This is a genomic window from Mesorhizobium sp., assembly GCF_004962925.1.
In the GTDB taxonomy this organism is placed as follows: Bacteria; Pseudomonadota; Alphaproteobacteria; order Rhizobiales; family Rhizobiaceae; genus Mesorhizobium.
The window spans coordinates 1-9,448 of sequence record NZ_SUEO01000241.1 but is presented as its reverse complement, the minus strand read 5'-3'; the positions used below and the strand labels follow the sequence as shown (position 1 = coordinate 9,448).

The window sequence follows — 9,448 nt, the reverse complement described above, 5'->3', positions numbered from 1 at the left end:
TCTTCCCCAACGATGTTCAGCACAAAAAACGGGAGCCACGCGCTGAGAATCCAGTACCGGCCGGGATCAAGCGGCTCGAAAGCCATGAACGAGGGATGAAGATTCTTCCCGTCTTGAAGCATCCGCAGCGCGGCGCCGATGCCGCCGGTCAGGACGCCGACAGCCGCCAGCCCTCCAACAGCCCAGAGCCAGTCGCCGCCATTCATCGGGCGAAGCCACAGCCGCGCGCCCAACGAACCCAGCCTTCCTGGACGCCTTTCCCGATACAACAGCAGGGCGGCCATGAGAAGCAGGGGCCAAAAAGGACAATGCTTGCAGCCAAGAACCACATCACCACAGTCTCAGCCCCGGTGGCGGAGACGAAGGCCGGGGTATCTCCTGACGAGGTCCGTAGGGCCTTCGAGGAAGCTGCCAAGGAAGAGGGAAAGTTCCTTCCGCCCGTGATGCCCGATCACCAAGAACGCGGCGGCGCGGCTAAGGCGGCTGCTTCGGCTTGAGTGCAGAGCCGCGGCAGACGCCGTACGCTACGAGCGACCGCTTGGAGGCCCAGGGGTGACCGACAGCGTTGGGGCTGAGAGCAGACAGGCAGCTTCGAGGATCGGATAGTGAGAAACAGACCTGCATGCATCGACATGAACTGATCCAACCTGACATTTGATTCGCCGCGCGATTGCTAGCTTTGTTGGCCGATACAAATGGTCCTTGGTCCTTGACGCAGCTTCGCTTTGCTGAAACCGGTCAATTGCTGTAGTCTGCGAACATGCATGATTGCTTATAAATCATTTCCCTGAGGGGGGCGAAGGTTCATGGAAATGCAACAGGTCCGCTATTTTCTGGCCCTGTCCAGCACGTTGAACTTCACCAGGGCAGCCGAAGAGTGCAACGTTACGCAACCGGCGTTGACGCGCGCCATCAAGACACTTGAGGACGAGCTGGGTGGAGAACTCCTTCGACGCGAGCGCCAGCATTCTCACCTGACCGAACTTGGCCGGCGCATGCTGCCTTTGCTGCAGCAATGTTATGATGCCGCCACGTCCGCCAAATCACTCGCCAAAGCAGTGCAAAGCAGCGACGTGGCACCGCTTAATGTCACCATTTCCAACAGCGTGAACATAGCGCTGCTGGTTTCGCCGTTTACGGAGCTTTTTCGGGCTTATCCCGGTGTGCATCTCAAGATCAGTCGCGGTTCGCCGACCGCTGTCGTCGATGCGCTCAGGAGTGGTGACGTCGAGCTGGCGGTCGCCGGCCCGCTGGGGGCGGCTTGGGATCGGCTCGACACTTGGCCGCTCTTCCAGGAGGAGATCGAGTTGGTGGTGAATTCCGATCACCCGCTTGCCCGTCGCAACGAATCCGACGTTGCGCTCAATCAGCTTGCTGGAGAACCGATGCTCAGCCGGATCGATTGGGAAACAAGCGAAGAGCTGTCGCGTTGCCTCGCTGCGAAAGGGTTTACGCCTCAGGCCGCCCATGAGGTCGAGACTGACCACGACCTACTGGCGCTGCTGGAGGCCAACGCCGGTGTAGGCTTCGTCTCCACGACAGCGCCACGGTCGTCGAGTGTCCGCAGACTCAAGCTGCGGGATGTCGACATTTCGCGCGTGGTCGCCGTATACGCAGTCGCCGGCCGGCAACGTTCGCCAGTCGCCACGACGCTGCTCAACCTGTTGCGATCGACAGACTGGTCTCCATTTGGCGTTAGCGAGCCCGCTCAAGCGCCATAATTAGGTCGTCGATGTCCATTCGCCGGCGGTAGTCAGGATCGACGAAGCGCTCTGTAATCCGCCCGTCCGTGCCCACGATGAAAGTCGCCGGGATCGGCAGGAACCAGCTGCTGTTGCCCTGATAGCTAGGGAGATCATAACCAACTCCCATCAACCGTTCCATTTCAGCCCCGACCCAGATAGCGAGGTTGAGTGAGAGCGCATAGCCATTGTCCATGTCGGTCAGGAATGGAAACTGGGCACCTACCGTAGTCTTCATCGCCTTCGCAAATTTGCGTCGTTCGGGCATGATCACCGCCACTTGGCCACCCAATGCGGCAATCTCCTCCTGGACCTCTACGATCCCGATCGCATTCAAGCGGCAATAAGGGCACCAGTGACCCCGCTGGAAGATTATTACTGCCGGCCCCTGCTTCAGTAGGTCAGCCAATCCGATCAGTTTGCCGCTGTCGTCAGGCAGGAGGAAGGCTGGCATGAGATCGCCAGGCGCCGGAGCCATCTCCCCTGCTCCCTGCTCCTGCAAACGTGACACCAGGCGGTCGACCGCATCGGCAAAATCGCCGTTGAGGCGGCGAACAGCCCTGGCGACCACCTCCAGCCGCTCATTCAACGGCGCATCGAGTTCGACGGCAGCCTGCACGGACTGTTCAAGTGTCATTGTCTGGTCGTCGGTGGCCATTTCGGCTCTTTCATAGCTTGCATGCAGCCTATCATCGAAACCCCTCGGCCACGGCCATGCTTTTCTTGCATGGATTCGATGTCCTGCGTGCATCGAGTACAAGCGAGGTTCATATTCTGTCGCTGCCTCAGCTCAATTCGTTAAATAATGTTCCTGACATCCGAGGCGAAAGTAGGGAAGCCGTAGACCATGTCCGATAGCTGCGATGCCGTGATGGCGTGTCTCATGGCAAAGCGCGAAAGCCGGCATGGCCCACCAAGTGGGCGCGGACGACCCTGTCCGCGGTCTCGTCGACAATGACCTTCGACCACGCGACGGTCTCGGCATAGGTCTCGCGGATAGCCAGCCCTGCAATGTCGTTCACATGAACCCTGACGCCAAGGCCTTGCTCTTTCGCATTGGCCTCGGTCAGTCCGACGCTGGCCAGGTCGGGGACCGTGTAGAGACACGCCGGTATCTGGCCATCGTCGGGCCGGTGTCTCAGCCCATCGACGATGTTTCGGCCGACGAGGCCGCACTCATAGGTCGCTACAGGCGAAAACTGCGGAGAATTCCACACCGCAGCGCCGCAGACGTAGACGTCAGGATCGGAACGCGAGCGCAGATGATCATCGATCTCGATGTGGCCTTCGCGGTGCGCAATGACGCCGGTGCCGAGATCGAGCCCCTCGACGTTGGCGACATGTCCGGCGCAATCGGCCTCTTCGATCTCATGGATCGCGAGGGCCGCCGCGACGAGGACCTTCTTCGGCGTGCAGCCACCATTGGGGCAAGTGCCGCCGAGGTCACGTGCCTCTATCATGGCCACCGACATCCCGGCAGCGCGCGTGGGCACCGTCACACCCATCCCGGCATTGCCGCCGCCGAGGATCACCACATCGTATTTTTCCACCTCTTGCTCTCCCGGGATTCAATGCAGTTTGACTCGGGGTTTGGTGTGACGCGCCAGAATGCCGGCGATCGTGTCCAGCGCGGTCTTCAAGGTCCCGTGCACAGCCTTGCGATGCAGCTTGTAGAGCGAGCGATACATCAGCCGGGCCAGCAGACCTTCGATCTTCAGTCCGCCAACCAGGGCGCCGAACGAACCGTAGTCGGCAAGCGAAACAAGGGAGCCGTAGTCGCGGTAACGGAATGCCGGCGCGGCCCGTCCCGCGAGACGTGCGGCAATCACTTTGACCAGGTGATCAGCTTGCTGGTGGGCTGTCTGGGCGCGCGGCGGCAAGGGATTGTCCTCACCGGGCTGGACGCAGCTCGCACAGTCGCCGATCGCAAACACGTTTTCGTCGCCCCTGGCTTGCAATGTCTCATCCACGACCAGGCGATTGATGTTGTCAGTCTCGAGGCCATCGAGTTTTTTCATGAGATCCGGCGCTTTAATCCCGGCAGACCAGACGACGAGCTCGGCCGGCACAAACAGCTTCTCGCCAAGCCTGACGCCATCCGCAGTCACTTCGGTGATCTTGGCCCCGCACCGTATCTGGACGCCCAAATCGACAAGCAAGCGTGCTGAAGCGCGTGCGAGGTGTTCCGGCAAAGCCGGCAAGATGCGGGGCCCCGCTTCGACGATGGTGATGCGGATCAGCCTTTCGAAATCGATGCTGTCGAGGTTGTGTGACGCAATTTCCCGCATCGACTTGTGCAACTCCGCGGCCAGCTCCACGCCGGTCGCCCCCGCCCCAACGATGACGCAATGGAGCTGGCCTGGCGACAGCTGCTCGTATTGCGCATTGGCGCGCAGGCAGGCGTCTATCATGCGCTTGTTGAACCGGGCGGCCTGATCGGCCGTGTCGAGCGCGATTGCGTGGCGGGCCGCCCCCGGCGTGCCGAAATCGTTGCTGACGCTGCCAACGGCCAGCACCAGCGTGTCGTAGCCCAGCACACGCGGCGGGATGATTTGCCTGCCATCGTCATCGAAGCTTGGCGCGACAAAAACCTGACGTCTGGTGCGGTCGATGCCGACGACCTCGCCGATACGGTATCGATAGTGGTGGCGACTGGCGTGGCCGATGTATTCCACCGCATCGTTGGATGCGCTCAGTGCACCTGAGGCGACCTCGTGCAGAAGCGGCTTCCAGACATGGGTGCGATTGCGGTCGACGAGCGTGACGGAAAGCCGCCGCTTGCCGAACTTGCGACCGAGGCGGGTTGCCAGTTCGAGTCCGCCCGCACCGCCACCGACGATGACCACGCGATGGAGCGATCTATCCGCATGGGATGGTGTCTCCGGTATCGTGCGGAACAGCGCGGCGTCGTTGGCGAGCACTGCTTCCGGAACCAGCCGCATCCCCGGAGTGATGATCTGCATCGATGTTCTCCCTGTCTTTCATCGGCCTGGCCGCGCTCGAAAATCACTCTTGCGATTCGTGGATGACGATGCCTTGCAGCATGTCGACGTCGCATTCCCACGGCTTCTCCGAGAGAACGCGCATTCCATGCTCGTGCCCTGCCAGCCAGCGCGTGCGGATGCCTGCCCGGGTGAAGTCGATGTCCTTGGTGTGGTCCTCGCCGTCGAGGCGCGGTGAAAGCAGCCGAACTAGGTGCATGACCGAGGGGCAGCCGTAGGACACGAGTTCCTTGAACATCGGATCCTCGCGCCGCTCCTCGGGGACCAGCTTTCCCATTTCGCGAACGACGTGCCGAAGACGATGCAGTTGCTCCTGCCGGGCCACGTGGCTCCGGCCTCGGCTGGCGTATTGAAGGTCCTTTTGCCGCCCCATCACCTGCCAGATCGATTTTGGCTCGGTGGCGCGGGGCTGCCACATGTTGACGGCAAAGATCAGCGCATCGCGCCGCGGCCGGGCATCGAGCACGACTTCAATGGGCGTGTTGGAATAGATGCCGCCGTCCCAATAGGGCTCGCCGTCGATGCAAACTGCCGGAAACGCCGGGGGCAAGGCGCCCGATGCCATGATGTGGGCTGGCGACAGCGTCATCTCGCGGCTGTCGAAATATTTGAGTTCGCTGGTGGTGACGTTCACCGCGCCGACAGTCAGCCGCGTGTGGCGCCGATTGAGATAATCGAAGTCGATCAGGTTGCTCAGCGTCCTTTTGAGCGGATCGGTGGTGTAGTAGGATGCATTCTCCACACCAACTTCGCGATTGACCCCGAACATGGCGCTTGGGTTCGGTTCGAAGAACCCCGGTATGCCGTGCATCACCGTGCCCATGTTGGCAAAGATGTTGCTTGGAACCATCATCCGGAAAAACTCATCGAACGGGCTGCTTCGGCTGACGCCGTCCCAGAACTCGCGCAGCCTCGGCAGGCGGTCTTGTGGCTCGTTTCCGGCAATCAATGCCGCGTTGATGGCGCCGATCGAAGTGCCGATGACCCAATCCGGTTCAATCCCGCCTTCAACGAGCGCCTGATAGACGCCGGCCTGATAGGCTCCGAGGGCGCCACCGCCCTGGAGGACCAACACGGTCTGGCGCTGGAGGGAACCATCGGCCACACGGCCGGTCTCCGGCGCAGGTTCCGACGTCGAACGATTTTGCGTGATCTTGTTCATTGTCTTTTCGCTCCTCCTTGCCGCATTCAATGGGCGGTCCAGCCGCCTTCGATCGGCATGATCGCACCGGTGATCGAGGCCGCGTCATCCGAAGCCAGGAACACGCAGAGCGCCGCAACCTCGGCCACGGTCACGAACTGCTTGGTAGGCTGGGCCGCCAGAAGCACGTCCTTGATGACCTGCTGCTCGGTGATGCCGCGGGCCTTGGCTGTGTCCGGTATCTGCTTCTCGACCAGCGGGGTGAGCACGTATCCGGGGCAAACCGCATTGACGGTGATGCCCTGCTCGGCGACTTCCAGCGCGACCGTCTTGGTCAGGCCGGCGACGCCATGCTTGGCGGCGACATAGGCGGATTTGTATGGCGAGGCGACAAGGGCGTGGGCGGACGCAACGTTGATGATGCGGCCCCATTTGCGCTCCTTCATCGCCTGCAGGGCGCGCCGGATCGTGTAGAACGACGACATCAGATCGATCGCCACGACCGCCTCCCATTTTTCGATCGGAAAGTCGTCGATCGGCGCGACATGCTGAATGCCGGCATTGTTGACGAGGATGTCGACGGCGCCGAACTCGGCGATTGCCTTGTCCATCATTGCGGTGATCGCCCCGCCCTTGCTCATGTCAGCATTGTCGTAGCGAACGGTGACCCTATGGTCGGCAGCAATCCTGGCGCGTAATTTCTCGATCTCTTTGGCATCGCCGAATCCGTTGAGCACAATATTGCAGCCCTTGGCCGCAAAGGCTTCGGCGATGCCTTGGCCGATGCCGCTCGTTGAGCCTGTGATGAGTGCTGTCTTTCCTCTGAGCATCGTTGTTTCCTTCGGTTGGAGCTGCGACCGGAAGTGCCGGCAACGGCTGTGAGCAACGGGCTTCCGCGCCCAGGTCTGGAGTTCTAGAGCAAGTATGGCGAACCGCTCGAAGCAGCGGAAATGCCGTTGAGACATGGATTCGATAGCCGACGGTCAGATCATCAGTTCGGCGCCGGCCTCGCATGCCCGGGCGGCGGCTCTCTGGCACATGTCCACCCTCAGTTCTTTCTGATCGTCGAGGTCACGGACTGAATGACCTCGGTCGCCATCTTGAACTGCGGCGCGCGGTCGGCAATTCCATGCCGCTTGGCGATCCAGTCGAAATCGCTGTAGGCGGCATAAACTGAACCATCCGCGGCCTGGTAGACCAGCACGCGCACCGGCCAGTCGAGACCGGCTTGCGGATTGGACGTGATGAAGGTCGTGCCGAGCGCCGGATTGCCAAACATCACCAGCCGCGATGGCCTGACATCATTGCCGGCATTCTGGCCAAGGCTTGCCTGGTCGATCACGCCAAAAAACTTGATGCCCTTCTTGAGGACGTCCTTTTTGATGCGGGCAACTGTCTCCGCAATGGAATAGTCGCTCTTCACCGTGACGACGCCATCCGAAGCGGCAGCCGGGACGACGATCGCCGACAGCATGGCGGCGCAGCCAATCAAGGTTTTCAGGTAGGTGGTCATGTCAGTCTCCTTTGGTTTGGTGGGTCGCAATGGATTTTGGCTATTGCATTGGTATCCTCATTCATTCCCCCCTGATTGCAGTGGACGAATTCCCGATCGTCAGGCGGTCGGCGACTTCAACGACCGCGCGACCGCGATCGCGCCGGCGAGGACTGCGGCGAGCACGGCCACGCAAGCGGTCCAGCCGATCCGGTCATAGATCTGTCCAATGACGAAGCTGCCGGCGAGCCCGCCTGCATAGTAGGAGGCAAGGTAGATGCCGCTTGCGGCGGCGCGATCGCGCGAGGCGGTCCGGCTGACGTGTCCTGTCGCTATTGCCTGCGCCAGGAAGGTGCCAATGGCGACCAGCGCCATCCCGCCGAGAACAATGGGAAGGCGGCTCGTGAGCAGCAGAAGCAAACCCAGGATCGCCAGCGCAAGCGTTGCACCGATGCCGATCCTTGGGCCGAGGCCCGCAGCGACACGCCCGGCTAGCGGCGTGGTCAGCATGGAAGGCAGGAAGACGAAATACACCAGCCCCAGCGCCATCGGCGACAGCGATAGCGGGGCGGCGACGAGCTGGAAGTTGACATAGGTGAAAGTGCCAATGAAGACGAAGAGGATCAGGAAGCCGATCGCGAAACAGGCGCGCAGCTCGGCGTTCTTCAGCGGGCTCTTCCAGGCCGCGCGGGCAGGCTCTCCGGTCGCGTCGGTGCGCATCATTGGGGATGTCTCCTGCAGCGTGAGCCAGACAAGAGCCGCGCCAATCAGATTGAGGGCGGCGAACGTCAGGAAATTGGTGGAGATGCCAAACGTATCGGCGACGGCGGCCGACATGAGCCGTCCGAAGAAGTTACTGGCAACATTGCCGGTCACATAGGCCGCAAGCGCACCTGTCGTTTGCCGTGCGGAAAAATGCTCGGCCAGGTAGGCCATCGTCAGCGTGAACGCGGTCGACATGCACAAGCCCTGAATGACACGCAACAGGGCAAAGACGACGATGCTGTCTGTTTGTGACAGCAGCGTAGTTGGTATCGCCAGCACCGCAAGGCTGATCCAGATGCCGTTCCGGCGATCGACGTTCCTGCCAAAAAGCGCCACCCCAATGCCGGCCACAGCCATGCCGAAAGTGCTGGCATTGACGGCAAAACCCATTGCCGCGCGGCTGACGCCGAACTTTATCACCAGCGAGGGCAAGATGGCCTGGGTGGCGAAGAGATCGACAAGTGTCAGGAAGGCGATCACAGCGATGATGCCGAAGCGCCAGCTGTCCGCGGCAGCCATGCGGAGCCGCGTCGAGGAAGTCTGTTCCGTCGTCATCATCATAACGAGGCTCCTTGGCCACACGTCCCCAGGCGATTACCTGAGGACGCGCTTTCAGTTGCTGATGCTGGGAAGCGGCCGCCGCGAGGCGAGCCAGTTCACATCATGTGACCGTCGTTCGCTGCCGGCGGTAGGATGTCGGCCGAATAAAGCACTGCCGGGACCTTGCCATTGTTCTTCCACCAATGGGCGAGCTGGCCGAATTCGACGCTGACGTCACCAGCCGGATGCTCGATCCCCACCTTGCAGGCGCTGCTATATTCGGTGATCGAACCTTCCACGACGAGGATGTTGGCCGGACGAACCGTATGCTCATGCCAGGGAACGACGCCGCCCGGCTGAACGACGAGTTTGCGCAGACGCAGCATATTTCCTTTCCAGGCATCGCCCTTCGGGCTCAGATCAATGGCCGAAAGGACATCGTCGGTAACGCCAACCGGCTTGCTGGGATGATCCTGGATGTCCTTTGTCGTGGCTTGCCCTGCAGGGCAGTCTCCGGCGAAAGCCGGCGCCACAGAAAATGCCGCAACCGCGGAAAGAAGTCCGAGCGCTAGCGCCAAGCTAAATGGCATACGGAATGCGATTGCTTTGGAAGCCATATCTTGTTTCTCCTTTGTCGTTGCCCAAACGCGAGAGGCGGGGCATGACAAGGAGAGTGACGAAGTCCGGGAAGAAAGAGAAATGCTGCCTGGCTCTCAATTCGATACCTGAAAACTATAGTAATCCAATTGTGCCGACACATAGGAGG

General features: G+C 61.0%; 10 protein-coding genes. 1 reads left to right on the top strand and 9 read right to left on the bottom strand.

Annotation, left to right across the window (positions count from 1 at the left end; translation table 11 throughout):
* On the bottom strand, positions 1–284 hold a 284-nt coding region (locus E5W87_RS30690; protein ID WP_292406254.1), incomplete at its 3' end, for a hypothetical protein.
* A 522-nt stretch (positions 285–806) separates the two neighbouring features.
* On the opposite strand from E5W87_RS30690, the gene E5W87_RS30685 reads away from it, so the two are divergent.
* Positions 807–1,721, top strand: coding sequence for a LysR family transcriptional regulator (locus E5W87_RS30685; RefSeq protein WP_292406250.1), 915 nt, complete (start codon positions 807–809; stop codon positions 1,719–1,721).
* Here E5W87_RS30685 and E5W87_RS30680 read toward each other — a convergent pair.
* From E5W87_RS30680 to E5W87_RS30645, 8 genes are all read right to left on the bottom strand, one after another.
* Positions 1,696–2,400, bottom strand: a complete 705-nt coding sequence (locus E5W87_RS30680) for a peroxiredoxin-like family protein (RefSeq protein WP_292406247.1) — start codon at positions 2,398–2,400, stop codon at positions 1,696–1,698. The two genes, E5W87_RS30685 and E5W87_RS30680, sit on opposite strands and share 26 nt — an antisense overlap.
* A 223-nt stretch (positions 2,401–2,623) precedes the next feature.
* The gene (locus tag E5W87_RS30675) at positions 2,624–3,292 is read right to left on the bottom strand and encodes an FAD-dependent oxidoreductase (protein ID WP_292406243.1); all 669 of its coding nucleotides are present in this window, start codon (positions 3,290–3,292) and stop codon (positions 2,624–2,626) included.
* A gap of 18 nt (positions 3,293–3,310) precedes the next feature.
* Complete coding sequence (locus E5W87_RS30670) at positions 3,311–4,705, bottom strand: NAD(P)/FAD-dependent oxidoreductase (protein WP_292406240.1); 1,395 nt, start codon at positions 4,703–4,705, stop codon at positions 3,311–3,313.
* Between the two features lie 43 nt (positions 4,706–4,748).
* Positions 4,749–5,906: a patatin-like phospholipase family protein gene (locus tag E5W87_RS30665; protein ID WP_292406237.1), complete on the bottom strand. Its 1,158-nt coding sequence runs from the start codon at positions 5,904–5,906 to the stop codon at positions 4,749–4,751.
* Positions 5,907–5,932: 26 nt separating this feature from the next.
* Entirely contained in the window at positions 5,933–6,715 is a 783-nt protein-coding gene (locus E5W87_RS30660; protein WP_292406234.1) for a 3-hydroxybutyrate dehydrogenase, read from the bottom strand.
* A gap of 218 nt (positions 6,716–6,933) precedes the next feature.
* Entirely contained in the window at positions 6,934–7,398 is a 465-nt protein-coding gene (locus E5W87_RS30655; RefSeq protein ID WP_292406232.1) for a DUF302 domain-containing protein, read from the bottom strand.
* 99 nt (positions 7,399–7,497) lie between these two features.
* Positions 7,498–8,700 (bottom strand): MFS transporter, encoded by a 1,203-nt coding sequence (locus E5W87_RS30650; RefSeq protein WP_292406257.1) that lies wholly within the window; start codon positions 8,698–8,700, stop codon positions 7,498–7,500.
* 98 nt (positions 8,701–8,798) lie between these two features.
* Positions 8,799–9,299, bottom strand: a complete 501-nt coding sequence (locus E5W87_RS30645) for a cupin (RefSeq protein ID WP_292406229.1) — start codon at positions 9,297–9,299, stop codon at positions 8,799–8,801.
* Positions 9,300–9,448: the final 149 nt, after the last annotated feature.

Bases quoted from the DNA above. Each gene is read 5' to 3' on its own strand.
- E5W87_RS30680 (WP_292406247.1), bottom strand. From the start codon at position 2,400: ATGGCCACCGACGACCAGACAATGACACTTGAACAGTCCGTGCAGGCT.
- E5W87_RS30645 (WP_292406229.1), bottom strand. From the start codon at position 9,299: ATGGCTTCCAAAGCAATCGCATTCCGTATGCCATTTAGCTTGGCGCTA.
- E5W87_RS30670 (WP_292406240.1), bottom strand. From the start codon at position 4,705: ATGCAGATCATCACTCCGGGGATGCGGCTGGTTCCGGAAGCAGTGCTC.
- E5W87_RS30655 (WP_292406232.1), bottom strand. From the start codon at position 7,398: ATGACCACCTACCTGAAAACCTTGATTGGCTGCGCCGCCATGCTGTCG.
- E5W87_RS30665 (WP_292406237.1), bottom strand. From the start codon at position 5,906: ATGAACAAGATCACGCAAAATCGTTCGACGTCGGAACCTGCGCCGGAG.
- E5W87_RS30650 (WP_292406257.1), bottom strand. From the start codon at position 8,700: ATGATGACGACGGAACAGACTTCCTCGACGCGGCTCCGCATGGCTGCC.
- E5W87_RS30660 (WP_292406234.1), bottom strand. From the start codon at position 6,715: ATGCTCAGAGGAAAGACAGCACTCATCACAGGCTCAACGAGCGGCATC.
- E5W87_RS30685 (WP_292406250.1), top strand. From the start codon at position 807: ATGGAAATGCAACAGGTCCGCTATTTTCTGGCCCTGTCCAGCACGTTG.